The sequence below is a fragment of the Streptomyces sp. NPDC002911 genome, assembly GCF_053591835.1.
In genome coordinates this window covers 46,317-71,313 of sequence record NZ_JBSFUO010000015.1, presented here as the reverse complement: position 1 = coordinate 71,313, position 24,997 = coordinate 46,317, and the positions used below count along the sequence as shown (strand labels likewise).

Sequence of the window (24,997 nt, the reverse complement as noted above, 5' to 3'; positions counted from 1 at the left end):
GGATTCCTTGTGAGCGTAGCGTGACTGAGGTGTCGCGGTGCGCTCAGGACAAGGGAACCGCGCGGTGCGATTGCACCCGAATCCCTCGCCGTTCCCTTGTTGCCGACAGGGCCGACGGCGAGGGCCGTCACCGCTCGCACCGTCCCCGGAGGCCTGACCGGGTGCTGCCGAGGTCACCGGCATCACCTTTTCACCCGAATGCTCCGGGTCAAGTACCGCCTCGCCGCGCGTCCTCATTGCGTGTCCGTCCCCGCGTCAACCGCCACCCGTCGCCCTCGCGTTCGACGAACCCCAGTGAGTGCAGTTCGTACAGGCGAGCGAGGGCTTCATCTGTTGACGTCCCGGCGCTCCGAGCCACGTCGCGCCCGTCCACGGCGCCCGCCCACGGCAGTGCGTCCAGCACCCTTGCGGACGCGGCGTCGAGGTGGTCCCGGGGCAGGACCGGGCCGCTTCTGGCCGGAGCCAGTTCACCGATCTCCCCTACGAGTTCGGCGATCTCGGCGGCATCGGTGACCAGGACGCCCTCGCCGCGCAGGAGCTCGTGGACCCCGGCCGAGAGACCGCTGGTGGCGGGCCCCGGCACCCCCATCGTGAAGCGTCCCAGCCGTAGCGCGTTCCTCGCGGTGACCAGCGAGCCACTGCGGTATTCGGCCTCCACCACCACAGTGCCTCTCGTAAGTGCCGCGATCACCCTGTTCCGCAGGATGAATCTGCTGCGCGTCGGATGGTCCGAGGGCGGCAGCTCGCCCATGACCATGCCCTGTTCCACGATGCGCCCGATCAGCTCGGCGTGTCCCCGGGGGTAGGCCACGTCCACGCCGCAGGCCAGTACCGCCATGGTCGCCCCGCCCGCGGCCAGCGCTCCGCGGTGGGCGGCGCCGTCCACCCCGAACGCCGCACCGGAGACCACGACCCAGCCCCGCTCAGCCAGCCCCGCGGCGAGCGTTGCCGCCATGTGCGCCCCGTAGGGCGTGCAGGCCCGGGCTCCGACCAGGGCAACCGAGCGCAGCGCCCAGAGGCGCAGGTCGGACCGGCCGCGCACCCAGAGCCCGATGGGCCGCGCGTCACCCAGGTCGTCGAGCTGGCTCGGCCACTCCCGGTCACCCGGGCAGACGAACCGCCCGCCGATCGCGGCCACGTCCGCCAGGTCTCGTCCAGGGTCGGCGCTCGACGCCCGCAGGCGGTAGCCGGCGAGCCGGGTCTCCGTCATGCCCTTGAGCGTCTGCGCCGACCCTTCCGTACCGGCAAGACGCCGTATCAGCTCGACGGGCCCGATCTCACGGATCCAGCGGCCACCGCGCTCGTCCCCCGGCTCGAACACGCGGGTGAGGGCAGCCCTCGCCAGCCGCTCCCGCGTGTTCGAGCCGGCGGCCGACGTCGGCCGTTCCCGCTCGTCGTGGCCCGGCAGGGCGTTCACAGGGCACCCGCCTGCATCGGAGCACCCCGCTGAATACCCGTCCGCAGCTCCAGCGCCACCGCGACGTCCGAGGCGTCCGGACGGTCGGCGGCCCTCAGGTCCGCCACGGTCCAGGCCACGCGCAGGACCCGGTCGAGGCCACGGGCCGTGAGGGCGCCCCGCTCCATGTCACGCTCTGCCGCCATCAGCGCGCCGGGCGCCGTGACCAGCCTGGTCCGCAACTCGTGCCCGGGCACCTCGCTGTTGGTGGTCCAGGGGGTACCGGCGAGCCGCTCCGCGGCGCGCTCCCTGGCCTGCCCCACCCGGGCGGCCACCTCGGCCGAGGACTCCCCGCGGCTACTGCTCCCCATCAGGTCCGCCCTGCCCACCGGTTCGACCTCGACGCGCAGGTCCACGCGGTCGAGCAACGGGCCGGACAGCCGCCCCTGATAGCGGCGGACCGCGGAGGGCGGGCATTCGCAGCCAGCACCGGTCAGGGTGTGCCTGCCGCACGGACAGGGGTTCGCGGCCAGGATCATCAAGAAGCGTGCGGGCAGCCGGACGACCCCGGCCGCACGCGCGACCACCACATGTCCGGACTCCAGGGGCTGCCGCAGCGCGTCCAGTGCCCTCCCCGAGAACTCCGGGGCCTCGTCCAGGAAAAGAACGCCTCGATGCGCCAGGGACACTGCCCCCGGCCTCGGCATGCCGTTCCCCCCGCCCACGAGTGACTGCATCGTCGCCGAGTGGTGCGGCGCGCAGTACGGCGCTCGACTGATCAGGGGTTCGCCCGGCGGAAGGATGCCCGCGACGGAGTGGACCGCCGTCACTTCGAGGGATTCCCGCCGGGAGAGCGGCGGCAGGATCGCGGTGAGCCGCTCGGCCAGCATGGTCTTCCCCGCGCCCGGCGGCCCGGAGAGCAGCAGGTGGTGTCCGCCCGCCGCCGCCACCTCCAGGGCCTTGCGCGCCCGGCCCTGGCCCGCGACATCGGACAGATCGGGCCGGTGCGCCGTACCGTCGGCCGACAGCGGGGCCAGCCCCGTGCCGAGCCCCGCTCCGGGCACCATCAGCCCGGCAAGCATCGCGTCCGGACGGCCCCGGTCGGCGGACGGCTCCTCCGGCACGGGTTCGTCACCGAGGACGGCGATCAGCTGACGCAGGCTCCGTACGCCGAGGACGGAGACGCCCGGTACGAGGGCGGCCTCCCCCGCGGTCTGTTCCGGTACGACGACGTGCCGGTACCCCGCCTCCGCCGCCGCGAGCACCGCGGGCAGCACCCCGCGCACCGGGCGCACCCTGCCGTCGAGGCCGAGCTCCCCGATCATCACCACATCGGCGATGGCGGCAGGGTCGATCCGCTCGGCCGCGCCGAGCACCGCGCACGCGACGGCGAGATCGAAACCCGAACCACTCTTGGGTACGGAGGCAGGGGACAGACCCACCGTGAGCTTCTTCTGCGGCCACTCGGCCCCGGAATTGACGACCGCGGCCCTGACCCGGTCCCGGCTCTCCACCAGGCTCTTGTCCGGCAGCCCGACGAGCGTGAACGCCGCCACGCCTGGTTCCAGATCGGCCTGGACCTCCACCACTACGCCCTCGACGCCGACCAGGGCCACCGAGCACGCCCGCGCGAACCCCATCAGGCCACGCCCCGCACATGTTCGGTCACCGGGGCGCCGCGCCTGGGCAGGATGACGCCGATCAGGTCGATCCGGACCCCGCCCGACGGCGGGCCACCGTGCCGGTCGAGCCAGATCTCGGCCAGTCGGCGCAGCCGGTCGGCCTTGGCCTGCGTGACGGCCTGCATCGGATGCTCGAAGGAGCCGGCCCTCCGGGCCTTCACCTCGCACACGACCAGCGCGTCGCCGTCCCTGGCCACGATGTCGATTTCTCCTGCGCGACACCGCCAGTTGCGCTCCAGCACGGTCATACCGGCGTCGGCCAGCAGCCGTGCCGCCAGATCCTCGCCGTACCGCCCGAGTGCCCCCCGTGCGTTCATATCGGCACCACCTCCGGCACCGACTGTGACGCGTCCCGCCCGACCTATTGGATCTTGGTGGACAACCAGGTCGTTGTGGATATCCCGGTCACTCCGACGAGTGAACCGAGACATCGGAGAGCACGTCCTGAATCAGCCGCCCGGGAGTTCGAGATCGCTCTTGTTGAGCTCCTCGATGTTCACGTCCTTGAACGTCAATACCCGAACCTGCTTGACGAATCGGGCGGGCCTGTACATGTCCCAGACCCACGCATCCGCCATGGAAACCTCGAAAAAGACCTCGCCCTGGACCGAGTGCACCTGCATCTCGTAGTCATTGGTGAGGTAGAAACGCCGTTCGGTCTCGATCACATATTTGAACAGACCGACGACATCGCGGTACTCCCGGTAGAGCTTCAGCTCCATCTCGGTCTCGTACTTCTCGAGGTCCTCGGCACTCATGGCATGTTCCCCTTCAGCCGTGCGTCCCCCCATTGTGCGCCAGCCCCACGCGCCCCTGACCGATTAGACGATTTCGGGGGCGAGAACCAGCGGAACACTCGGGGGACCCTCGTCGAGCAGCGTGCGCAGCAGCCCGGCGAGCTTGGTCGGATACACCGTCTCACGCGTGGCGAGAAGTTCGGCGGAGGTCCACCACCTCAGACCGGCGACACTGCGCAGCTCCAGCTCGGTGAGGCCCTTCTGATCGGTGGCCGTCTGCGACGTACGGGCCAGGAAGTACCACTCGTCCTGGTCCCAGCGCCGCCCGTCGAACGGGAAGGAGCAGATTCTCGTCCACAGCAGCGGACCGAGGGAGACGTCCGTGATCCCGGTTTCCTCGGCGAGCTCACGCAGGGCTGCCTCCTCCCTGGTCTCCTCGCCCTCCAGGCCTCCGCCCGGGGTGAACCACCAGCTCTTGTCCCGATCCTCGGGCTCGAAGCCGTGCAGCAGCAGGATCCGGTCGTCCGGGTCCAGGAGCACCACGCGAGCGACCTCGCGTATCTCAGTGCGCACCGGCGGACACCTTCGGCCGCTTGGGCCCCCGTGCGGAGCGCGCCGCGAGCGGGCCGTAGGCCGCTCCGCCCAGGATGAGCACCACCCCCACCACGGAGGCTCCGACCTGCAGCGGCAGCGGCCCGTCGGACGACACCCCGCCGGGCAGGGCCGCGAAGGCCTCGGGCCTGCCGATCATCCCGTTCATGGGCCAGGCCACGGCGTCCACCCGTGCCTGGACCGCGCTCCGGGGCACCGAACCCTGCCCCGGGTCCTCCAGATGGACGCGGGAGTCCACGGAGGTGCTGCGCTCGTCACCGAGGAGGAAGAGCCGGTCCTTGGGCACATCGGCCGTGAAGTTTCGCAGAGAGGCCGGAGCCTCCCCGTCCGCCGACGTGCCCGACAAGGCGCCCTTCGCCCGAAGATACGGTTCCTCGACGGGCTTGCCGTTGACGGTGAGCCGGCCGTCCTTGTCGCAGCAGGCGACCTTGTCACCGCCCACACCGATGACCCGCTTCACCATGGGCACATCGCCCCACGTCGAGTCGGCGAAGACGACCACGTCGCCGCGCCGCACGTCATCGCCGTCCAGCCGCTCCGCGAGGACCCGGTCGCCGGCGTTCACCGTCGGTGTCATCGAGTCGGTCGGCACGGTATACGGCTTGTACACCACCGCTCCCCAGGCGAACCCGCCGAGGAAGAGCACACAGCCGACGGCCACGGCCAGGTTCGACAACGCGTTGCCGAGCCGGCCGTGGCCGTCCGTACGTCCTGATCCACTCATCCCAGCGCTCCCCCATCGGAGATCGACAATCGCTGATCCGAGTCGGCACCCTACCCGGCGGTATGCCCGCGGGTCAGCCTGCGGCGACGCCAGAACACGAGAGGCAGCGCCCCGGCTACACCGAGTGCTCCGGGCACAGCGGCGGCGGCAGCCTCGTTCAGAGCGGGCTGGTCGAACGTGCTCGGCACCGGGAGAGTCGCCCAGCGGTTGATGGGCCAGGCCACGACGACAGCCCGCCCGACCACCTCGTCCGTCGACACCGTGCCCTGACCGGGCAGCTCTTGGTGGTAACGGGAGTCCAGCGAATTCTGCCGGTGGTCGCCCATCACCCAGATACGGCCCTCGGGCACATGGATCGGCCCGAACGGCTCGTCGTCACAGGCACTGTTTCCCTCGAAGATGAACGACTTGTCGTCCAGCGCCTTGCCGTTGACCGTCACCGGCCCGTTCTTCTTGCACGCGACGGTGTCGCCGCCTACGGCGATGACCCTCTTGATCAGGTCCTTCTCCTCCGCGGACGGCATCAGCCCGATGAAGCTCAGGAACTTCTGCACCGCGTTGGGCTCGGGAGTCGCGGTGTCCTCCAGCCAGCCGCCCGGGTCGTGGAAGACCACGACCTCTCCGCGCTCCGGCTCCGAGCCGAACCACGGCGTCAGCTTGTCGACCAGCACCCGGTCCCCCCGCTGCAGAGTGTTCTGCATGGAGTCCGAGGGGATCGAGAACGCCTGTACCAGGAACGTCTTGATCAGCAGCGCGAGAATGAGTGCGATGCCGATGAGGAGCGGCAGCTCCTTCCAGAACGAGCGCGGCTTCTTCACCGCCGTACTGCCACCGTCCGCGGACTCGTCGTCACTCTCCGCCTCCACCGGGACCCCGTCGCTCGAAGGCCGGTCCTCGGGTTCGTCGTGTCCGGATCGTGCGCCGACCGCCAAATCCCCCACATCCACTCCTCACTCCGTGCCACCGCCCGCGCCCGAATCGGCGCAGGCCCACCACTCCCATAACGAGCGGGAGTTCCGCAGGGGTCGGGAGCAGGACCATTCCGTTGCGATCCTGGGAGGACACACTATTCGACGGGGACCCCCCGGCCGTCGCTCCGGCGTTCCCGTCGGGGACGGAGGCATACGTTCCGGGCTCCTCCAGCCTGCGCCAATGCCCGAACGGCCAGGCGATCACCACGGCCTGGCCCACGACCTCGTCCTCCGACACCGTGCCCTTCCCCGGTTTGTCGAGATGGAATCGCGAGTCCGCGGAATTCGACCGGTGGTCGCCCATGACGAAGATGCGGCCCTCGGGAACCTTTACCTCGAATTGGAGAGTGGACGGCACATCGCCGGGGTTCAGATACGGCTCGTCCAGCGCCACGCCGTTGACCGTGATCCTGCCGTCGGCGCCGCAGCACTTCACGGTGTCGCCCCCGACGGCCACCACGCGCTTGATCAGATCCTGCTCGTCCTCGGAGGGGAGCAGTCCGATGAAGGTCAGCAGTTCCTTGACCTGTTTGACCCCGGCGGGCGGGTCCTCGGCGGCGGCGCTCTCCTGCTGCAGCCAGCCGCCCGGGTCCTTGAAGACGACGACGTCGCCACGCTGAGGTTCGGAGCCGAACCATGGGGTCAGCTTGTCCACCAGAACCCGGTCACCGATCCGGATGGTCTGTTCCATCGACCCGCTGGGGATGACAAAGGCTTGGACGAGGAAGGTCTTGAGTACCAGCGCGATCACCAGCGCCACCAGGACGAGGAGGGGTATCTCCTTGATCGCGGACCTGCGCCGTCGGCGTTTCACCTTACGGGCCAGCTTGCGGCGCTCCGCCCGTGTGGGCAGCGAGCGACCCGTGGCCGGCCTCGACCCGGTGGGCAGCGGCGGGCCGGCGTCCGGCTCTCCCCGCTTGCGCCCCCGGTTACCCATGGTGCGCGTCCTTCGGCCGTATGCCGGTGAAGGCCTCGGTACCCTCCAGGGAACCGAGCCTGCCGAGCGGCCAGCCGAGCCAGTCGACCCGCCCGATCACGCGCTCGACGGGCACCATGCCGCCCCCGGGCTGACCCAGGTGGTCGCGAGAGTCCCGCGAGTTGCTGCGGTGGTCGCCCATCACCCACAGCGTGCCCTCGGGCACCACGATGTCGAAGGCGACCTCGGACGGGCGGTCACCCGGGTACAGGTACTCCTCGTCGACCGGGACGCCGTTCACCTCGAGCCTCCCCCGCTTGTCGCAGCAGACCACACGATCGCCCCCCACGCCCACCGTCCGCTTCACGAAGTCGGACCCGGCGGGTTCGGCGAGCCCCAGGGACGCGGCCGCCCCGCGCAGCAGAGCGCCGACGGGGTTCTCCCCGGACGTCGTCTCCTGTACGAAGGATCCGGTGCCGTCGAAGACCACCACGTCGCCGCGCCGAGGCTCCGAGGCGAAACGGTACGCCAGCTTGTTGACGAGGACCCGGTCCCCGACCCGCAGCGTGGGCTCCATCGAACCGCTGGGGATGAGGAAGGGCTGCAGCACGAAGGTGCTGAACAGCAACAGGGCGAGCGTGCAGAGCATGCCCAGGAAGACGGTCCGTCCCCAGGACATGGCCGAGGCCGAAACCGTAGCCCGCGGGTCCGGGACATGCGTGAAGCGCGATCCCTCCTCCGGCCCGTCTGCGGGGCCGGAGGAGGGATCGCGCTCCGTGTGCTGTGCTTCCGTGTCCATCGGGGCCGGATTCTATCCGGCCGCGCTGTGGACGCCGGAGGTGAATCAGCGGTCGCGCTTCTCCTTGATCTTCGCGGCCTTGCCGCGGAGCTCACGGAGGAAGTACAGCTTGGCGCGACGGACGTCACCACGGGTGACGAGCTCGATCTTCTCGAAGATCGGGCTGTGCACCGGGAAGGTGCGCTCGACGCCGACACTGAAGGAGACCTTACGGACCGTGAAGGTCTCGCTGACACCCGAGCCCTGGCGACGGATGACGACGCCCTTGAACTGCTGGATACGGGAGCGGTTGCCCTCGATCACGCGCACGTGGACGTTGACCGTGTCACCGGGGCGGAACGCCGGGAGATCGGTGCGGAGGGTGGCGGCGTTGACGCCATCGAGCAGGGAAGCCATGTTGTCTGCTTTCTTCGCCGATGCCACAGGTCATCGACGGGAGAGTTAAGAGTGAGGTTCGGGTGCTGATCACATCGAGCGGGCGGCTTTCCCCCTGTGGCAGGGGCGCACACCGGACGTACAGCGGACCTATTCTTCCACGGCCTCAGGCCTGCGCCAAAATCGTCCGTCGGACGCCGGGGACCAGCCGAGGATGGAGAGCATCTCGCGGTCCTTCTTGTCGAAGCCGGACGCCTCGCAACGCTCGATGAGATCGGGCCTGTGAAGAGCGGTGCGACGGAAGGCCTCGTCCCGCCGCCAGCGCGCGATCCGGCCGTGGTGGCCACTGAGCAGCACCTCGGGGATACCACGCCCGCGCCACTCGGGAGGCTTCGTGTAGACGGGTCCCTCGAGCAGATCGGCCATGGCTCCGGGCGCGAAGGAGTCGTCGCGGTGCGACTCGGCGTTGCCGAGCACTCCCGGCAGCAGCCGGGCGACGGCCTCGGTGATCACCAGGACGGCTGCTTCCCCGCCCGCCAGGACGTAGTCCCCGATGGACACCTCGATGACCGGCATCCGGGTCGCGTACTCATCCATCACCCGACGGTCGATGCCCTCGTAGCGGGCGGGGGTGAAGATCAGCCACGGCCGCTCCGACAGCTCGACGGCCAGCTCCTGGGTGAAGCGCCCGCCGCTGGGCGTGGGCACCACGAGGACCGGGGAATGCGCCCCGGCCTCGTATCCGCCGGCCAGCGCGTCGTCCAGCGCCTCACCCCAGGGCTCGGTCTTCATGACCATGCCGGGGCCACCGCCGTAAGGGGTGTCGTCCACCGTGTTGTGCCGGTCGTAGGTCCAGTCCCGCAGGTCGTGGACGTGTACGTCGAGACGGCCCCGGGCGCGCGCCTTGCCGACGAGCGAGACGTTCAGAGGCTCCAGGTACTCGGGGAAGATCGTGACGACGTCGAGCCGCATCACGCGCCGCCCTTCTTCCCGTCACGCGCGGCGTCACTCGCGGCGTCACTCGCGGCGTCACCCTCGGCCGCTTCACCCTCGGTCGCTTCGTCCTCGTCCCGCGTGGAGGCGATCACCGCGTCGCTCTCGTCGATCAGACCCGGTGGCGGAGTGATGACGGCCCGCTGCTCCTCCAGGTCGATCTCCGCGACGATCTCCTCGACGAACGGGATCATCACCTCGCTGCCGTCCGGCCGTTCCACGATGAACAGGTCCTGGGACGGCAGGTGCGTGATCTCGGTGATCCGGCCGACCTCCGTGCCGTCGGCGAGGACGACGTCCAGGTCCATCAGCTGGTGGTCGTAGAACTCCTCGGGATCCTCGGGCAGTTCCGCCGGGTCCACCTCGGCGATCAGCAGAGTGTTGCGCAGCGCCTCGGCCGCCGTACGGTCGCGCACACCCTCGAAGCGCAGCAGCAGCCTGCCGCTGTGCACCCGGCCGGTCTCGATCGTCAGCGGCCCCACGTGGGCGGGCTCCGTGGCCAGCACGGCCCCGGGCCCGAGCCGGAGCTCAGGCTCGTCGGTGCGCACCTCGACGGTGACCTCGCCCTTGATGCCATGGGCGCGACCGATCCGCGCAACTACCAACTGCACGCTACTTCTCCCGGTGATCTTTTACTGAGGAGGCGGTCATGTACGGACGACAAAGGCCGGGGACGGCTCGAAAGCCCTCCCCGGCCCCGGCCGGTGTTCAACTCTTTCAGCGAACCTGGTCCACATCGACGAGGTCGACACGGATTCCACGGCCGCCGATGGCACCCACGACGGTACGCAGGGCGCGTGCGGTGCGGCCGTTACGACCGATCACCTTACCGAGGTCGTCCGGGTGAACCCGGACCTCGACCACGCGTCCACGGCGCAGGTCACGCGAGGCGACCTGCACATCGTCGGGGTTGTCGACGATGCCCTTCACGAGGTGCTCAAGAGCCTCCTCGAGCATGCTCAGGCCTCGGTCGACTCGGTGGACGCGGCAGTGTCAGCCGCCTCGTCCGCCTTCTTGTCCGACTTCTTGGCCTTCTGGGTGATGGCCTCACCCTTGGCCTCGTCGCCGTCCGCGGTCAGGGCCTCGAACAGGGCGCGCTTGTCAGCCTTGGGCTCCGGCTGCAGCAGCGGCGCGGGGGCCGGGAGGCCCTTGTGGGCCTGCCAGTCACCGGTGAGCTTCAGGATCGCGAGGACGGGCTCGGTCGGCTGGGCGCCGACGGACAGCCAGTACTGCGCGCGCTCTGCGTTGACCTCGATGCGCGAGGGGTTCTGCACCGGGTGGTACAGGCCGATCTCCTCGATGGCCCGGCCGTCACGGCGGGTACGGGAGTCGGCGACGACGATGCGGTAGTGAGGCGAACGGATCTTGCCCAGACGCTTCAGCTTGATCTTGACTGCCACGGAAGTGGTGTCTCCTGGTCTCTGACGTGGTTGGGCACAAAAGATGCCACGTGGGGTTGCGGTACTCGGGTGCCCGATGGACGCGTCAGCCGGAGGAGAGAGGGGTCCTATGCGACTGTCGAGTACAGCTAGACATTGTGCCACACCACATCGGGTCACCCCACCGCGACCGCTGCTTCCGGGATACGGAAGGGCTTTCCGCAACCGCCGCAGACGATCGGGGCCTGGGCGAGGACCGAGGGCACGACGCGGACGTTGCGCCCGCAGTCACAGACGGCCTTGACGCGCACCCCTCCTCCGGACGAGCCGTGCCGCGCGGCGGGGCCGCGGAACGAGCGCTTCGTGTCCGCCGCGGTGGCGACGGTGTGCGCCTTGAGCGCACGCCGCAGCCGTTCCGTCGTGGGGCGGTACCTGCGTTTGGCCTCAGGATTCAGTGTCACCAGCGAGAATCCGCTGCTGGGGTGGGGCTCCTCGGCATGATCGAGGCCCAGCTCCTCGGCGATCGCGAGGAAGCGTCTGTTGTGGTAGCGGCCGGCGCGGGAGGTGTCCCGCACACCTCTCGCGGCCGCGATGCCATGGACTGCCTCATGGAGCAGCCGTTCGAAGGAGAGCTCGGCGCCACAGGCGGACGAGGACTCTCCGATCAGGGACTCTGGCGCGGCAAGATCGGGCAGCTCGGGGTGGTACCGCTGAATGTCGGCCCACGCCTGTGCCAGCTCTGCGGCAAGTACAGGTGGTGTCGTGCTCACGTCGTGACAACGAGCCTGAGTGCTCCGGTGTTCCTATTCCGGGGCATCCCAAATAATTTGCACGTACCAGTCAGTTGCCCTTGATGCGTCCGGACGAGGGCGGGTGCCCAGATCAGCGGAGAAGACTCACAGCTCGCACCAAGGTGGTACGTAGCAACGCGTACGCACCGGCGTGGACAGACGCCCCGTGGGTGAGATTACCCAACACGGAGCGACGGCCGCACGCCGGTCGTGGTCCGGGCCGGAGCGCTCGACGTGCTGCGCCCCGCGTGTCGGGTAAGACTGTGAGGAAGCGAGCGGCAGGCGCGCTGTTCCCGGCGCCCGCAGCGGCCACACCGCGCCCGGGGGCGCACGACCGGAGCACGCGAGCAATGCCATCCCACCCCGTCCGGCCTCTGGACGGGACCGCCGATGCGGAGTTCTCTGACATACGGGGGCTGTGGGCGCGCATACACAGCAACAGACATGGGGGACCTCACTCGGGCACGACCGACCTCACGGCGGATTGGGGCGCATTCCATGACACCTACGCTCGTGCGGCACCACAGGTACGCGGATTCGTCCGCCCCGGTGGACGCCGGTACCCGTGCCCGTGACTGGGCCGAGATCCAGGAGCGCATGCTGGCACCGCTCTACGAGGCGGTGTACGAGCGCCTCGAAGTCGGGGCCGGTACGCGGATGCTTTCCCTCGGCTGCGGTTCCGGGCTCGCGCTGCTGATCGCGGCCTCGCGCGGGGCGCGCGTCACCGGCGTCGACACCGACCGTGAACGGCTCGCCCTTGCCCGCGGACGCCTCGCTTCCGGCCCGGGGCAGGACATGGGACCGGGCCGTACGGACCCGAGGGCCGCGAGGCTCGTCGAGAGCATTCCGGCGGCCGCCCCGGACGGTGAGGTCCCGTACAACCTGTTGACCGCGTTCCAGCCGATCGGCTGCGCGGCCGGAGACTCCGAGGGGCTCGCGCCCGCGCTGGCCTCCGCCGTGCCGCACGCCGTGCGGGGAGCCACGGTGGTGCTGGCCGGCTGGGGACCACCGGAGCGGTGCGCCGCGGCTCCGGTGCTGCGGGTGGCGGCCCGGCTCACCGAGTCGGCACGCGCCCCGCGCTCAGGGAGCGGCTGGCGGCCGGCGCTGCGGGACGACCTCGAGGAGGTCGCCGCACGGGCCGGGCTGAAACCGGACGGCTCGGGCCGGGTGTCCTGCCCGTTCGGCTACGCGGACGTGGACAGCGCGGTGCGCGGTCTGCTGTCGACCGGGCTGTTCGATACGGCGATACGGGCGACGGACCGTTCCCAGGTGGAGAAGGAGGTCGCGGAAGCCCTGCATCCGCATCTGCGGCCCGACGGCACGGTGTGGATGCCGAACGTCTTCCGCTATCTGGTGTGCGTTTCGTGACGGAAAAGCGACGGGGCGCCCCGACATGCGGGGGCGCCCCTTCGTCCGTGTTCCCCGCCCGGTCAGCCCATGAACGGTCAGCCCATGAACTTCTTGAACTCGTCCGGCAGTTCGAAGTTCTGGTCCTCCTGGGCGGGGAGACCCAGCGCGCCGCCCTGCGCCGCCTGCTCGCGACGGGCGGCAGCGGCCTGCTCCTCGGCCTTACGCTTCATCGGGTTACCGCTCTTGCGCTTGCCCTTGGCCTGCTTGACCTGCTTCTTCTGGCGACCGGGGCCGCCGCCCATGCCGGGCATCCCCGGCATGCCCGGCATGCCGCCGCCCTGGGCCATCTTCGACATCATCTTCCGGGCCTCGAAGAACCGCTCGATGAGGCCCTTCACCGCGGAGACCTCGGCACCGGAACCCTTGGCGATACGGGCCCGGCGCGATCCGTTGATGATCGTCGGTTCGGCGCGTTCCTTCGGGGTCATCGACTTGATGATCGCGGCCATGCGGTCCACGTCGCGCTCGTCGATGTTGTTGATCTGATCCTTGATCTGCCCCATGCCGGGCAGCATCCCGAGCAGCTTGGAGATGGAGCCCATCTTCCTGACCTGCTCCATCTGCGCCAGGAAGTCGTCGAGCGTGAAGTCCTTGCCCTTGCTCGACGCCAGCTTGGAGGCCATTTTGGCGGCCTCTTCCTGGCTGAACGTCTTCTCCGCCTGCTCGATCAGGGTGAGCAGGTCACCCATGTCGAGGATGCGGGAGGCCATGCGGTCGGGGTGGAAGGCGTCGAAGTCCCCGAGCTTCTCACCGTTCGACGCGAACATGATCTGCTTGCCCGTGACATGGGCGATCGACAGGGCGGCACCACCGCGGGCGTCACCGTCGAGCTTGGAGAGCACCACGCCGTCGAAGCCGACGCCGTCGCGGAAGGCCTCGGCGGTGTTGACCGCGTCCTGGCCGATCATCGCGTCGACGACGAAGAGGATCTCGTCGGGGCTGACGGCGTCGCGGATGTCCGCGGCCTGCCGCATCAGCTCCTCGTCGATGCCGAGACGTCCTGCGGTGTCGACGATGACGATGTCGTGGACCTTGGACTTGGCGAACTCGATGGAGTCCTTGGCGACCTTGACCGGGTCGCCCACGCCGTTGCCCGGTTCCGGTGCGTAGACCGCGACACCGGCGCGGTCGGCGACGACGCTCAGCTGGTTGACGGCGTTGGGGCGCTGGAGGTCACAGGCGACGAGCAGCGGGGAGTGGCCCTGGGCCTTGAGCCAGAGACCGAGCTTCCCGGCGAGAGTGGTCTTACCGGCACCCTGGAGACCCGCGAGCATGATCACGGTGGGCGGGTTCTTGGCGAACCGGAGCCGCCGGGTCTCGCCGCCGAGGATGCCGACGAGCTCCTCGTTGACGATCTTGACGACCTGCTGTGCGGGGTTCAGCGCCTGGGAGACCTCGACGCCACGCGCCCGCTCCTTGACGTTGGCGATGAACGCGCGGACGACGGGGAGGGCGACATCGGCCTCGAGCAGGGCGATACGGATCTCGCGAGCCGTGGCGTCGATGTCCGCCTCGGACAAGCGGCCCTTGCCCCTGAGGTTTTTGAAAGTCGCGCTAAGGCGGTCGGAGAGAGTATCGAACACGGGCTCGTCGGTCCTCAGGGTCGGGGTCGGGTGGTTCGTTCCTAGAGTATCTGGCCCGGGCAAACGTCAGCCCTTGCCGGTCGTCTCCGACCGCAAGGGCTGTTACCCCGCACGAGCGGGGAGCACATATCCACCTTCGTGCGAACGCCGTGGACGCCGGGGCACCCCCCTGGACCAGGGGCCGCCTTCACCCCGTTCAACGACTGCGAGCAGGGCTCGTCACGCCCTTATCGCAGGGCCTCCTCCAGCGTCTTCGCCAGTGCTGTCGCCTCGTCGGCGGAGAGTACTGTGCCGTCCTGACGGGTGACATAGACCGTATCCACCGCGTTGGCTCCCAGCGTGGAGACATGGGCGCTCCGTACCCGTACCGCACTCTGTTCCAGCGCCCGGCCGATCCGGTGCAGCAGCCCCGGGGCGTCCTGGGCGCGGACCTCGATCACTGTGGCCAGGCGTGAGCCCTCCGCCGCCACGGACACCCTGGGGGGCGGGGCCTTCACTCCGCGCCGCCGTGGATAGGCCGCCTCGCGTTCGGCGAGCCTGGCCCGGATGTTCAGGGAGCCGTCCAGGGCACGTACCAGGTCGGTGCGCAGCCGGGCGGCCTGCGGGAGTGAGCCGTACTCGGCCGCGACACGCCAGCTGAGTACCAGCAGACCGGCCGTCTCGCCCAGCTCGGTGGGGAGCTCGACGGCGCGCAGGTCGGCGGCGCGCACGGTGAGGCGGTGCAGGGCGAGGACCCCGGCCGCCGCGGGCAGGACGCCGGGGCGGTCGGGCAGCGCGATGAGGAGTTCGACGCCGACGGGCTCGGGTGCGCCGTCCTCGGAGGCCGGCTCGGCCCGGGTGCGCAAGGAGAGGACGGGCTCGCCGGTACGCAGGGCCTCGACGGCGAGGCGTTCCTGCTCGGCACTCGGAGCGATCGGCTCCGGTGCGGGGGGTTCCTCGCCTGCCAGGAGCGCCGCGACGCGTTTGACCAGGTCGGTCACGAGGGAGGCCCGCCAGGAGCTCCAGGCTGCGGGACCGGTGGCCAGTGCGTCGGCCTCGGTGAGCGCGTGCAGCAGTTCCAGGGTGGAGGCGCTGCCTACGGCCACGGCGACGGAACGGACCGTCGCGGGGTCGTCGAGGTCGCGCCGGGTGGCGGTCTCGACGAGCAGCAGATGGTGGCGTACGAGCGTGGCGACGACGCCCACGTCCTGCTTGTCGAAGCCGATGCGTGCGGCCATGTCCCGGGCGATGACCTCACCCGCGACGGAGTGGTCCCCGGGCCAGCCCTTGCCGATGTCGTGGAGCAGGGCGGCGATCAGGAGGAGGTCGGGACGGCCGACACGGCGGGTGAGGTGGGAGGCCCGGACGGCTGTTTCGACGAGGTGCCGGTCGACGGTCCAGGTGTGGACGGGGTTGCGCTGCGGCCGGCAGTGGACCCGCTCCCAGTCGGGCAGCAGTCGGGTGATGATGCCTTCCGCTTCGAGGGCCTCCCAGACTCCGACGGTGGATTCGCCGGCGCCGAGCAGGGTGACGAGCTCCTCGCGGGCCTGGGCGGGCCAGGGCACGGGCATCGGCTGGGCCGCGGTGCTCAGGTGACGCACGAGGTGACGGGAGAGCGGGAGCCCGGCCTCCGCCGCGGCGGCGGCGGCCCTGAGGGTGAGTACGGCGTCGCGTTCCGGGCGGGCAGTACGCGCGAGGACGACTTCGCCGTCGGCCTCGACGACGCCGTCGGCGAGGGGGGTGCGTTCCGGTGCGGCCTTGGCGCCGCCGAGGATCGTGCGCAGCCGTGGCCGTACGGAGCGGGCCCGGAGAACGCGGTTGACCTCGCGCCAGGTGACGTCGGTGGCGTACGCGACGGTGCGGGCGGCCTCGTACACCTGGCGCAGCAGGGCGTCCGCGTCGAGGAGACCGAGGGCACCGGCGACCTGGTCCTGCTCCTGCAGGGCGAGGCGGTCGGTGGCCCGTCCGGTGGTGAGGTGAAGGGCGTCGCGGGCGTCGAGGAGCGTACGGCGGGCTTCCGCCAGCCCTTCGCGCGGGGCGTCGGCGACCCATGAGGCGGCGACGGCGCGCAGGGCGGTCGCGTCCCGGAGACCGCCACGGGCCTCCTTGAGATCGGGTTCCAGGAGGAACTGGAGCTCGCCCATACGTTCGGCCCGCTCACGGCACAGCTCGTCGAGAGCGGGGAGGCGTTTGGGTGCCTGGTTGCGCCAGTCGGCCAGGATCCCGGTCCGCAGGCCGGCGACGAGGCCCAGGTCCCCGGCGACGGGGCGCGCGTCGAGCAGTCCGAGCTGGACCTTCAGGTCTTCCCCCGCGGTCCTGCTCGCTTCGCCGGGAGTGCGTACGGAATGGTCGAGGGCGAGGCCGAGGTCCCAGACGGGGTACCAGATCCCGTCGGCGAGGGCGGCGACGGCTCCGGCGTCGGCGGTGCCGTCGTGCAGGAGCAGGAGGTCGAGGTCGCTGCGGGGGGAGAGTTCGCCCCGCCCGTATCCGCCGACGGCGACGAGGGCCGCGCCCCGGACGCCCGCCCGCTCGGCCGCCGCGGTGAACAGCCCGGTGAGCCAGTCGTCGGTGAGCCGGGCCAGCGCGGCACGGCGCGCCGGCCCGGACCGCGCCTCCTCCTGGAGGAGGCGCAGCCGGGCCGCCGCATAGCCGCTGGGTCCCGCGTCCTCGGATCCGGTGGTCACTTCTGTGCTCGTCACCCAGCTGCCTTTCCGTTCACGGAAACCGTCGGTCAGAGTGCGTCCGGGCCGCGTTCCCCGGTTCGTACGCGGATCGCGGTCTCGACCGGGACGCTCCACACCTTGCCGTCACCGATCTTGCCCGTCCGGGCGGCCTTGACGACCACGTCGATGAGCTGTTCGGCGTCCTCGTCCTCGACGAGGACCTCGATACGGATCTTCGGTACGAGGTCGACGGTGTACTCGGCGCCCCGGTAGACCTCGGTGTGTCCGCGCTGCCGCCCGTACCCGCTGGCCTCCGTGACCGTGAGGCCCTGGACGCCGAAGGCCTGGAGGGCCTCCTTGATCTCGTCCAGCCTGTGCGGCTTCACGACTGCGGTGATGAGCTTCATGCGTCCACCTTCTTGTTCGTCGGGGCTGCCGTGGTGCCGGGGCCCGGGGGCGTGGTGCGCGAGACCGCGCCGCCGCCGGCGCCGCTGAAGTCGTACGCCGTCTCGGCGTGCTCGACCTGGTCGATGCCGGAGACCTCGTCGTCCTCACTGACCCGCATCCCGATCGTTTTGTCCAGGATGAACGCCAGCGCCGCGGAGACGACCAGGGAGTACGCGAGGACCGCGAAGACGCCGACGGCCTGCTTGCCGAGTTGGTCGAGACCGCCGCCGTAGAAGAGACCCTTGGCGTCGGACTGCACACCGCCGGTGGCGAAGAAGCCCACGAGGAGGGAGCCGATGACGCCACCCACGAGGTGGACACCGATGACGTCCAGGGAGTCGTCGTAACCGAACTTGTACTTGAGGCCGACGGCCATGGCGCACAGCACACCGGAAATGACGCCGATCGCGATGGCGCCCAGCGGGCTGACCGAGCCGCCCGCGGGGGTGATGGCGACGAGGCCCGCGACTGCGCCGGACGCGGCACCCAGGGTGGTGAAGGAGCCGTGGCGGATCTTCTCGTAGGCGAGCCAGCCGAGGACCGCCGCACCGGTGGCGACCTGCGTGTTCACGAACATGACGGCACCGACACCGTCGTCGTTGCCGAGCCACGAGCCGGCGTTGAAGCCGAACCAGCCGAACCACAGGAGGGCGGCACCGAGCATGACGAGCGGCAGGCTGTGCGGCCGCATCGGGTCCTTCTTGAAGCCGACCCGCTTGCCGATGACGAGGATGACGCCGAGGGCCGCGGCGCCGGCGTTGATGTGGACGGCGGTACCGCCGGCGAAGTCGATGACACCCAGCTCGAAGAGCCAGCCGCCGGCGCCCCAGACCCAGTGCGCGACCGGGAAGTAGACGACGGTCACCCACAGGGCGATGAACAGGGCCCAGGAGGTGAACTTGACGCGGTCGGCGAGGGCACCGCTGATCAGGGCCGGGGTGAGGATGGCGAACATCATCTGGAAGACCGCGAAGACGTACACCGGGATCGTGTAGTCGGGCCAGAGTTCGGTGACGCCGATCCCGCTCAGGCCGACGAAGTCCGAGCTCCAGCCGATGACGGAGCCGATGTCGGTGCCGAAGGCGAGGCTGAATCCGTAGAGGACCCACAGGACCGTGACGATCCCGAGGCTGATGAAGCTCATCATCAGCATGTTCAGGGTGCTCTTGACGCGGACCATGCCTCCGTAGAAGAAGGCCAGAGCCGGGGTCATGAGCATCACCAGCGCGGAGCAGATGAGCATGAACCCTGTGTTGGCGGCAGACAGCTCCGGGGCGTCTGCGGCAAGCGTCGTGATGCCTGGGGGCATCGGCGTCTCCTCGTCGTCGGTGCGGCCACGTGCGGGGGTGCGGGACCACGGTGAAAAGGTGCGGGCCGGTTATGCGCCATGAGATTCGCGCAGCGCGGTTTCCACGGATGCCGCACGGTGTTTCACCGCAGTGACGAAGGAGCCCCACGTGTTACGTACCGATGAACCGGGAGCGTCGGACCCGGTGTGCTGCCTACCATGCCGCCTGCGCCGCATACGGTGCGGTCGTAACGCCCGGACACGCGAACCGGCCACGACGGCGACCCGCTGACCTGGCGATGGGGGAGCCGAGTCGGGTGTACGGGGCGGCCGGCGCGGCCGGTGACGGTGGGCCCGGTCAGACCGCTTCAGCGGTCTCCGGGAGCTGCTCGGCGAGCCGGGCGGTGAGCCGGGCGACCTCGGGAACGTCCCCGAAGTCCCTGGCAGCGGTGTCGACGGTCTTACGGAGCCTGGTGTTGACGCGCTCCGACCTGACCTTCTTGGCGACCTTGAGGGCTCTGGTGGCGGAGACGGTCGACTCCTCCGGTTCGCGCTTGAGGAGATGCACGGTGGCCATGCCGATCAGATTGAGCGCGTACGACCTCCGGTGCTCGTCGTCCTCGCCGAAGAGCTCGACGGCACGGGCCATGACGGGCTCGGCGAGGGAGGCGTAGGTGGGGCTGCGGCCGGCGACATAGGCCAGGTCACGGTAGGAGTGGGCGTTCTCGCCGTGCAGTTCGGCGTCGGAGAAGAAGCGGATCCAGTCGGGCTCGGGCTCGTCGTCGAGGACCGCGTCGGCGAAGGTGTCCTCCGCCATCCGGACCGCTCGCTTGCACTTGCTCGGCTGCCCCATGCCGGCGTAGGCGCGCGCCTCCATCGCATACAGCATGGCCTGGGTCCGCGCGGTGGCGCAGTCGCGGCTGCCGTACTGGGCGAGATGGATGAGTTCGAGAGCGTCGTCGGGCCGGCCGAGGTGGATCATCTGACGGCTCATGCTGGAGAGGATGTACGAACCCAGAGGCTTGTCACCGGCCTCCTTGGAGGCGTGCAGCGCGAGCACGAAGTACTTCTGGGCGGTGGGCTGGAGGCCCACGTCGTAGCTCATCCAGCCCGCGAGCTCGGCCAGTTCGGCCGCGCAGCGGAACAGACGCTTGGCAGTGGCCCCCGGCTGTGGTTCCTGGAGCAGGTCGGTGACTTCGTGGAGCTGGCCGACGACAGCTTTACGGCGCAGGCCGCCGCCGCACTGGGCGTCCCACTGACGGAACATCGCCGTGGTGGATTCCAGCAGGTCCAGCTCGGGGCCCGAGAGGCGCGAGGGCCGGCTCTCAGCGGGCGGCAGCTCCTGCTCCGGCTGCCCGGGGGTGACGGGCACCAGCCAGCGCTGCATGGGCTCGATCAGGGTGGGACCGGCGGCCAGGGCGAGGGAACTGCCGAGGAAGCCGCGCCGGGCCAGCATGAGGTCGCTGCGGGAGAACTCGCTGAGCAGCGCGACGGTCTGCGGCCCGGCCCAGGGCAGGTCGACCCCCGACACCGAGGGTGCCTGGTGGGCGGCGCGGAGTCCGAGGTCCTCGACGGAGACGACCGTGCCGAAGCGCTCGGAGAAGAGGTCGGAGAGGATGCGCGGGATCGGCTCCCGGGGCTGTTCGCCGTCGAGCCAGCGGCGGACCCGGGAGGTGTCGGTGCTGATGTGGTGGGCCCCCAGCTGGCGTGCCCGCCGGTTCACCTGGCGGGCGAGCTCGCCCTTCGACCAGCCGCTCCGCACGAACCACGACCCTAATTGCCCGTTGGGGCGCTTTCCGGCATTCGTCTCGCCCGCGCCGCTGCCACTCACTGGAACGCCCCCATCCCGCTGAAACCTGTCGCGCGAACCTCTATCAGAATGCCGCGCCTCGGCGCTGTGCGTACGGGCGTCGCCCGCCATCGAAGGGATCAGCGGATTGCCCGAGGCATACTCAACTGCACATGCAATTGCAGGTTCGAGTACCCACAGTAATCCCACGATCACCGCTCCGGCGAGGGGCGTTGCGGAAACGCCACCATTCGCCACCCCTTCGGGTGAACCCGTTCGAAGCAGTCCACGATTCACTTGACAGGCCGTGATCGGCTGCGAGCGGAGTGAAGCATTCAGGGGCACGCCGCACACACCGCACGCCCCTGCGACGCCGCCTCGCGCGCCGGCAGATCGACGGCGCGCGGAGTACGTCGGGAACTGAGGACTCCGGGTCGTAACCACCGGTGAGTCGCACCCGTTGGAGGGGGCATGGGCTTCACGATCGGCGGCATCCGGGAGATGCGGTCCGGCACGCGGCGCCACCGCCGTACGGCCGGGGCGACCGCGGTGGCCGAGTACACAGGACTCTGGGGCTGGGCGGTGACTCCGGGCGCCCGCGCCGCGGCAGGCGTCTGCTCGTGCGGCGACACCGCGTGCGCCTCCCCCGGCGCGCATCCGCTGGACCTCGCCCGTGAGGTGCCGCCGGGCGCCACACTCGGCATGGCCGCGGACGCCTGGGCCGAGGTTCCGGGCGCCTCGATGCTGCTTCCCGCCGGCCGGACCTTCGACGTACTCGATGTCGCCGAGGCCGCGGGCCGGTGCGCGCTGGTGCGGATGGAGCGGATGGGGATGCCGCTGGGCCCGGTTACGGTGACGCCGGCCGGCCGTACGCAGTTCTTCGTCGCCCCTGGGGCCGCGGCGGGCCTGCCCGGGCTGCTCTACCGCATGGGCTGGGACGACGCGGATCTGGATCTGCGGGCCCTGGGCCGCGGCGCGTACGTGACCGCTCCCCCGTCGGACCTCGGAGGCCTGGGCCCCGTCCGCTGGCTGCGTCCGCCGGCGCCGGACACTGCCGCCGCTCCCCCGCAGGCCAGACTGCTGCTGGGCGTCCTCGCCTACATATGCCACCGGTGCTGAACGCCGGAGGGCGGTGAACCCCTCTCGGGTCCACCGCCCTTCCCACGTCCGCGCGGACACGCCGGTCGGTCGCCGGTCAGTCGCCGATCAGCGCGTCGACGAAGGCGCCCGGCTCGAACGGTGCCAGGTCGTCCGGGCCCTCACCGAGACCGATGAGCTTCACGGGGACGCCCAGCTCACGCTGGACGGCGATGACGATGCCGCCCTTGGCGGTGCCGTCCAGCTTGGTGAGGACGATGCCGGTGATGTCGACCACCTCGGCGAAGACGCGCGCCTGGACGAGACCGTTCTGCCCGGTGGTGGCGTCGAGGACGAGCAGGATCTCGTCGAGCGGCCCGTGCTTCTCGACGACCCGCTTGACCTTGCCGAGCTCGTCCATGAGGCCGGTCTTGGTGTGCAGGCGGCCCGCGGTGTCGATGAGCACCACGTCGGCGCCCTCGGCGATGCCTTCCTTCACCGCGTCGAACGCGATCGACGCCGGGTCGCCGCCCTCGGGACCGCGCACCGTACGGGCGCCGACTCGCTCGCCCCAGGTCTGGAGCTGGTCGGCGGCGGCGGCACGGAAGGTGTCAGCGGCGCCGAGCACGACGCTGCGGCCGTCGGCGACGAGCACCCGGGCGAGTTTGCCCGTCGTGGTCGTCTTGCCGGTGCCGTTGACCCCGACGACCATCACGACACCGGGCGTCGCGTCGCCACCCTCCGTCTTCACCGCACGGTCGAGGTCGGGACCGAGCAGGGTGACGAGCTCCTCGCGCAACAGGGTGCGCAGCTCGTCGGGCGTACGGGTGCCCAGGACACGGACCCGCTCGCGGAGCCGCTCCACCAGCTCCTGCGTGGGGGCGACGCCGACATCGGCGGTGAGGAGCGTGTCCTCGATCTCCTCCCAGGTGTCCTCGTCGAGGTTGTCGCGGGACAGGAGCGCGAGCAGCCCCTTGCCCAGAGAGTTCTGCGAACGGGCGAGTCTGGCGCGGAGCCGCACCAGACGGCCGGCGGTGGGTTCGGGGACTTCGAGCTCGGGGACTTCCGGCTCGACGACGACCGGAGTCTCCTCGACGGGAGTCCCGGCGCCGGGAAGACCGACCTCCTCGATGGGGCGCCGCGCTTCGTCGCGCGGCGTCTCGGCTTCCTCGCCGACACGGGGCTCGGCGGGCGGAGTGATGGTCGGCGTGCTCGACGGCGCCGGGGGCGGCAGCTGCTTCTTCTTGCGGCTGCTGACCACGAGCCCGCTGATCAGGCCGACCGCGACCAGGGCGATGACTACAGCAAGGATGACGATTTCCATAACACGTCCAGTATCGGCCACGACCGTGGTCCGGCGCGGTTGCGGAGGACGACGGGCGCGGACCGCTGAGGCGGTATGCCACGTTTGGTGGTAAAGGTTCGCTGCTGCCCGTGGAGAACCGCGGCTTCCCCCGTGCTCTCGTCCGGGCTGGCCGGCCTCGTGTCGATCGCGGGCAAGCGCGGCGGCGCGCCCGGCATGGCACTGTCCACGGCGGTGTTCGGACAGCGCGGCGATCTCTTTCCCGGAGCCGGGGCTGCTGTGCACCGACGCGGGGCGGTTCACCGGCGCGCTCGGCACCACCTGGATCGGGCATCACGGGCTGGGCCGGGGCATCACGATCCTCGTCGCGGCGGGGGTGTACGCGGCGCTGCCGCGGCCGGCGACGGGCCGGGGCGGCGCACCGGTCCGGTTCCGACGTCCCGCCGCCGGAAGGAAGGCGGCACAGCAGAACGCTGCCCCGGGCCGGCATGGGCCGGACCGGGGCAGCGGGTCGAGGAGAGGGGCAGCGGGGATCAGCCCATCTCCTCCAGCGCCTTGCCCTTGGTCTCCTTCACGAACTTGAGCACGAAGGGGATCGAGAGCACGGCGAAGCAGGTGTAGATGATGTAGGTGCCCGACAGGTTCCAGTCGGCCAGGCTCGGGAAGCTCGCGGTGATCGCCCAGTTGGCGATCCACTGCGCGGAAGCGGCGACACCGAGCGCCGCGGCGCGGATCCGGTTCGGGAACATCTCACCGAGGAAGACCCAGACCACGACACCCCACGACAGGGCGAAGAAGAGCACGAAGACGTGGGCCGCCACCAGGGCCACGACGCCCTGGGTGTTGGGCAGCTTGCCGTCGATCAGGTCCGCGGAGAAGGCCCAGGCCTCGAAGGCCAGGGCGATGGCCATACCGGCGGATCCGACGAGTGCGAGCGGCCTGCGGCCCACCCGGTCCACCAGGACCATGGCGATCACGGTGCCGATGATGTTGATGATCGACGTGGTGAACGAGTAGAAGAACGAGCCGGACGGGTCGATGCCGACGGACTGCCACAGCGTCGCCGAGTAGTAGAACGCGACGTTGATGCCGACGAGCTGCTGGAAGACCGACAGACCGATACCGACCCAGACGATCGGCAGGAAGCCGAAGCGGCTTCCGAGCAGGTCGCTGAACCTGGACTTGTGCTCACGGCGCATGGCCGTCTCGATCTCGTTCACACGCGCGTCGAGGTCGACGTTCTTGCCCTCGACCTCTTCGAGGATCTTCCGGGCCCGGTCCCTCTTCCCGACGGAGATCAGGAAGCGCGGCGACTCGGGGATCGCGAAGGACAGCAGGCCGTACAGGATGGCCGGGACGACCATCACGCCGAGCATCCACTGCCAGGCCTCGAAGCCACCGATCTCGCCGCGCTGGTCGCCGTCGGCGAGCTGCAGGATGCCGTAGTTGACCAGCTGCGAGATGGCGATGCCGATGACGATGGCCGCCTGCTGGAAGGAGCCGAGACGGCCCCTGTAGGCGGGCGGCGAGACCTCGGCGATGTAGGCCGGGCCGATGACCGAGGCCATGCCGATCGCGAAGCCGCCGATGACCCGCCACATGGCGAGGTCCCAGAGGGCGAACGGCAGCGCGGATCCGACCGCGCTGACGGTGAAGAGGACCGAGGCGATCTGCATGCAGCGGATACGGCCGATCCGGTCGGCGATACGTCCCGCCGTGGCCGCACCGATGGCGCAGCCGATCAGGGCGATGGCGATGACCTGCGCCAGCGTCCCCGACCCGATGTCGTAGCGGTGCCGGATGGCCTCGACGGCGCCGTTGATCACGGAGCTGTCGTAGCCGAAGAGGAAGCCGCCCATCGCTGCGGCTGCGGTGATGAAGATGACATGGCCGAGGTGGTCCGGGTGGGCCTCCCGGGCTCCGGACTCCGGTCCGCGCGCTGTGCTGGTCACATGAACTCCTGGTACCTGGCCGCAACGTCAGGCGTGGGGGTGAGCCCTCCTAGTGGCGCACAACTTCTAGCCGACCACCACTTGAAGGTAAAAACAACATTGCTGAGGTTATTCGTTCAAGTTTCGAAGTC

The 24,997-nt window shown here is 70.1% G+C and carries 24 protein-coding genes and 1 pseudogene; 3 read left to right on the top strand and 22 right to left on the bottom strand.

What is annotated here, in order from left to right; all coding sequences use genetic code 11:
• Positions 1-208: 208 nt before the first annotated feature.
• The 15 genes from dprA to ACWD04_RS22645 all read right to left on the bottom strand — a co-directional run bounded on the left by dprA (position 209) and on the right by ACWD04_RS22645 (position 11,354).
• Positions 209-1,408, bottom strand: a complete 1,200-nt coding sequence (gene dprA / locus ACWD04_RS22715; protein ID WP_451134781.1) for a DNA-processing protein DprA — start codon at positions 1,406-1,408, stop codon at positions 209-211.
• Positions 1,409-1,413: 5 nt separating this feature from the next.
• Positions 1,414-3,036 carry a YifB family Mg chelatase-like AAA ATPase gene (locus ACWD04_RS22710; RefSeq protein ID WP_451134629.1) on the bottom strand — a complete coding sequence of 541 codons (1,623 nt, stop codon included), beginning with the start codon at positions 3,034-3,036 and terminating at the stop codon, positions 1,414-1,416.
• Positions 3,036-3,395 (bottom strand): YraN family protein, encoded by a 360-nt coding sequence (locus ACWD04_RS22705; protein ID WP_451134627.1) that lies wholly within the window; start codon positions 3,393-3,395, stop codon positions 3,036-3,038. Before ACWD04_RS22705 ends, ACWD04_RS22710 begins: the two co-directional genes overlap by 1 nt.
• 132 nt (positions 3,396-3,527) lie before the next feature.
• Positions 3,528-3,836, bottom strand: coding sequence for a DUF2469 domain-containing protein (locus ACWD04_RS22700; RefSeq protein WP_003965949.1), 309 nt, complete (start codon positions 3,834-3,836; stop codon positions 3,528-3,530).
• 63 nt (positions 3,837-3,899) lie between these two features.
• Positions 3,900-4,388: an NUDIX hydrolase gene (locus ACWD04_RS22695; protein WP_451134625.1), complete on the bottom strand. Its 489-nt coding sequence runs from the start codon at positions 4,386-4,388 to the stop codon at positions 3,900-3,902.
• Entirely contained in the window at positions 4,378-5,151 is a 774-nt protein-coding gene (gene lepB / locus ACWD04_RS22690; RefSeq protein WP_451134623.1) for a signal peptidase I, read from the bottom strand. The genes ACWD04_RS22695 and lepB (ACWD04_RS22690) overlap by 11 nt, the downstream gene beginning before the upstream one ends.
• 50 nt (positions 5,152-5,201) lie before the next feature.
• Entirely contained in the window at positions 5,202-6,083 is an 882-nt protein-coding gene (lepB, locus tag ACWD04_RS22685; protein ID WP_451134779.1) for a signal peptidase I, read from the bottom strand.
• Positions 6,001-7,059: a signal peptidase I gene (gene lepB, locus ACWD04_RS22680; protein WP_451134621.1), complete on the bottom strand. Its 1,059-nt coding sequence runs from the start codon at positions 7,057-7,059 to the stop codon at positions 6,001-6,003. Before lepB (ACWD04_RS22680) ends, lepB (ACWD04_RS22685) begins: the two co-directional genes overlap by 83 nt.
• Complete coding sequence (lepB, locus tag ACWD04_RS22675) at positions 7,052-7,837, bottom strand: signal peptidase I (RefSeq protein WP_451134619.1); 786 nt, start codon at positions 7,835-7,837, stop codon at positions 7,052-7,054. The genes lepB (ACWD04_RS22680) and lepB (ACWD04_RS22675) overlap by 8 nt, the downstream gene beginning before the upstream one ends.
• A 45-nt stretch (positions 7,838-7,882) precedes the next feature.
• Positions 7,883-8,233: a 50S ribosomal protein L19 gene (rplS, locus tag ACWD04_RS22670; protein ID WP_451134617.1), complete on the bottom strand. Its 351-nt coding sequence runs from the start codon at positions 8,231-8,233 to the stop codon at positions 7,883-7,885.
• Positions 8,234-8,362: 129 nt separating this feature from the next.
• Positions 8,363-9,184 carry a tRNA (guanosine(37)-N1)-methyltransferase TrmD gene (gene trmD / locus ACWD04_RS22665; protein WP_451134615.1) on the bottom strand — a complete coding sequence of 274 codons (822 nt, stop codon included), beginning with the start codon at positions 9,182-9,184 and terminating at the stop codon, positions 8,363-8,365.
• Entirely contained in the window at positions 9,184-9,816 is a 633-nt protein-coding gene (gene rimM / locus ACWD04_RS22660) for a ribosome maturation factor RimM (RefSeq protein WP_451134613.1), read from the bottom strand. Before rimM ends, trmD begins: the two co-directional genes overlap by 1 nt.
• A 106-nt stretch (positions 9,817-9,922) precedes the next feature.
• Positions 9,923-10,162 (bottom strand): RNA-binding protein, encoded by a 240-nt coding sequence (locus ACWD04_RS22655; protein ID WP_451134611.1) that lies wholly within the window; start codon positions 10,160-10,162, stop codon positions 9,923-9,925.
• Between the two features lie 2 nt (positions 10,163-10,164).
• Complete coding sequence (gene rpsP, locus ACWD04_RS22650) at positions 10,165-10,605, bottom strand: 30S ribosomal protein S16 (RefSeq protein WP_451134609.1); 441 nt, start codon at positions 10,603-10,605, stop codon at positions 10,165-10,167.
• A gap of 155 nt (positions 10,606-10,760) precedes the next feature.
• Complete coding sequence (locus ACWD04_RS22645; RefSeq protein ID WP_451134607.1) at positions 10,761-11,354, bottom strand: hypothetical protein; 594 nt, start codon at positions 11,352-11,354, stop codon at positions 10,761-10,763.
• Between the two features lie 519 nt (positions 11,355-11,873).
• Between ACWD04_RS22645 and ACWD04_RS22640 the strand changes: the two genes are divergently transcribed.
• Positions 11,874-12,743 (top strand): methyltransferase domain-containing protein, encoded by an 870-nt coding sequence (locus tag ACWD04_RS22640; RefSeq protein WP_451134605.1) that lies wholly within the window; start codon positions 11,874-11,876, stop codon positions 12,741-12,743.
• Between the two features lie 77 nt (positions 12,744-12,820).
• Here the strand turns inward: ACWD04_RS22640 and ffh are convergent, their stop codons facing one another.
• The 5 genes from ffh to nsdA form a co-directional block, all read right to left on the bottom strand.
• The gene (gene ffh / locus ACWD04_RS22635; protein ID WP_451134603.1) at positions 12,821-14,368 is read right to left on the bottom strand and encodes a signal recognition particle protein; all 1,548 of its coding nucleotides are present in this window, start codon (positions 14,366-14,368) and stop codon (positions 12,821-12,823) included.
• Between the two features lie 227 nt (positions 14,369-14,595).
• Positions 14,596-17,046 carry a [protein-PII] uridylyltransferase gene (locus ACWD04_RS22630; RefSeq protein WP_451134601.1) on the bottom strand — a complete coding sequence of 817 codons (2,451 nt, stop codon included), beginning with the start codon at positions 17,044-17,046 and terminating at the stop codon, positions 14,596-14,598.
• A gap of 32 nt (positions 17,047-17,078) precedes the next feature.
• A complete protein-coding gene (locus ACWD04_RS22625) occupies positions 17,079-17,417 on the bottom strand; it encodes a P-II family nitrogen regulator (RefSeq protein WP_014048583.1) in 339 nt (112 codons plus the stop codon).
• Positions 17,414-18,766, bottom strand: a complete 1,353-nt coding sequence (locus ACWD04_RS22620) for an ammonium transporter (RefSeq protein ID WP_451134599.1) — start codon at positions 18,764-18,766, stop codon at positions 17,414-17,416. The genes ACWD04_RS22625 and ACWD04_RS22620 overlap by 4 nt, the downstream gene beginning before the upstream one ends.
• 337 nt (positions 18,767-19,103) lie before the next feature.
• A complete protein-coding gene (gene nsdA, locus ACWD04_RS22615; RefSeq protein WP_451134597.1) occupies positions 19,104-20,576 on the bottom strand; it encodes a transcriptional repressor NsdA in 1,473 nt (490 codons plus the stop codon).
• A 429-nt stretch (positions 20,577-21,005) separates the two neighbouring features.
• Between nsdA and ACWD04_RS22610 the strand changes: the two genes are divergently transcribed.
• A complete protein-coding gene (locus tag ACWD04_RS22610; RefSeq protein WP_451134595.1) occupies positions 21,006-21,653 on the top strand; it encodes a bifunctional DNA primase/polymerase in 648 nt (215 codons plus the stop codon).
• Positions 21,654-21,729: 76 nt separating this feature from the next.
• On the opposite strand, the gene ftsY is transcribed toward ACWD04_RS22610, so the two are convergent.
• Positions 21,730-22,935: a signal recognition particle-docking protein FtsY gene (gene ftsY / locus ACWD04_RS22605; RefSeq protein ID WP_451134593.1), complete on the bottom strand. Its 1,206-nt coding sequence runs from the start codon at positions 22,933-22,935 to the stop codon at positions 21,730-21,732.
• Between the two features lie 123 nt (positions 22,936-23,058).
• Here ftsY and ACWD04_RS22600 point away from each other — a divergent pair.
• Positions 23,059-23,208: pseudogene (locus ACWD04_RS22600) on the top strand (cytosine permease); the annotation flags it as partial.
• Positions 23,209-23,447: 239 nt separating this feature from the next.
• On the opposite strand, the gene ACWD04_RS22595 reads toward ACWD04_RS22600, so the two are convergent.
• The gene (locus ACWD04_RS22595; protein WP_451134591.1) at positions 23,448-24,866 is read right to left on the bottom strand and encodes a sugar porter family MFS transporter; all 1,419 of its coding nucleotides are present in this window, start codon (positions 24,864-24,866) and stop codon (positions 23,448-23,450) included.
• Between the last annotated feature and the right edge of the window lie 131 nt (positions 24,867-24,997).

What these genes read in the sequence shown, in the direction of transcription:
- ftsY (WP_451134593.1), bottom strand. Translation starts at nt 22,935, where the DNA reads ATGGAAATCGTCATCCTTGCTGTAGTCATCGCCCTGGTCGCGGTCGGC.
- ACWD04_RS22710 (WP_451134629.1), bottom strand. Translation starts at nt 3,036, where the DNA reads ATGGGGTTCGCGCGGGCGTGCTCGGTGGCCCTGGTCGGCGTCGAGGGC.
- trmD (WP_451134615.1), bottom strand. Translation starts at nt 9,184, where the DNA reads ATGCGGCTCGACGTCGTCACGATCTTCCCCGAGTACCTGGAGCCTCTG.
- rplS (WP_451134617.1), bottom strand. Translation starts at nt 8,233, where the DNA reads ATGGCTTCCCTGCTCGATGGCGTCAACGCCGCCACCCTCCGCACCGAT.
- ACWD04_RS22620 (WP_451134599.1), bottom strand. Translation starts at nt 18,766, where the DNA reads ATGCCCCCAGGCATCACGACGCTTGCCGCAGACGCCCCGGAGCTGTCT.
- ACWD04_RS22625 (WP_014048583.1), bottom strand. Translation starts at nt 17,417, where the DNA reads ATGAAGCTCATCACCGCAGTCGTGAAGCCGCACAGGCTGGACGAGATC.
- ACWD04_RS22700 (WP_003965949.1), bottom strand. Translation starts at nt 3,836, where the DNA reads ATGAGTGCCGAGGACCTCGAGAAGTACGAGACCGAGATGGAGCTGAAG.
- lepB (WP_451134619.1), bottom strand. Translation starts at nt 7,837, where the DNA reads ATGGACACGGAAGCACAGCACACGGAGCGCGATCCCTCCTCCGGCCCC.
- lepB (WP_451134621.1), bottom strand. Translation starts at nt 7,059, where the DNA reads ATGGGTAACCGGGGGCGCAAGCGGGGAGAGCCGGACGCCGGCCCGCCG.
- ACWD04_RS22705 (WP_451134627.1), bottom strand. Translation starts at nt 3,395, where the DNA reads ATGAACGCACGGGGGGCACTCGGGCGGTACGGCGAGGATCTGGCGGCA.
- ACWD04_RS22640 (WP_451134605.1), top strand. Translation starts at nt 11,874, where the DNA reads ATGACACCTACGCTCGTGCGGCACCACAGGTACGCGGATTCGTCCGCC.
- ACWD04_RS22610 (WP_451134595.1), top strand. Translation starts at nt 21,006, where the DNA reads ATGGGCTTCACGATCGGCGGCATCCGGGAGATGCGGTCCGGCACGCGG.
- lepB (WP_451134623.1), bottom strand. Translation starts at nt 5,151, where the DNA reads ATGAGTGGATCAGGACGTACGGACGGCCACGGCCGGCTCGGCAACGCG.
- ACWD04_RS22655 (WP_451134611.1), bottom strand. Translation starts at nt 10,162, where the DNA reads ATGCTCGAGGAGGCTCTTGAGCACCTCGTGAAGGGCATCGTCGACAAC.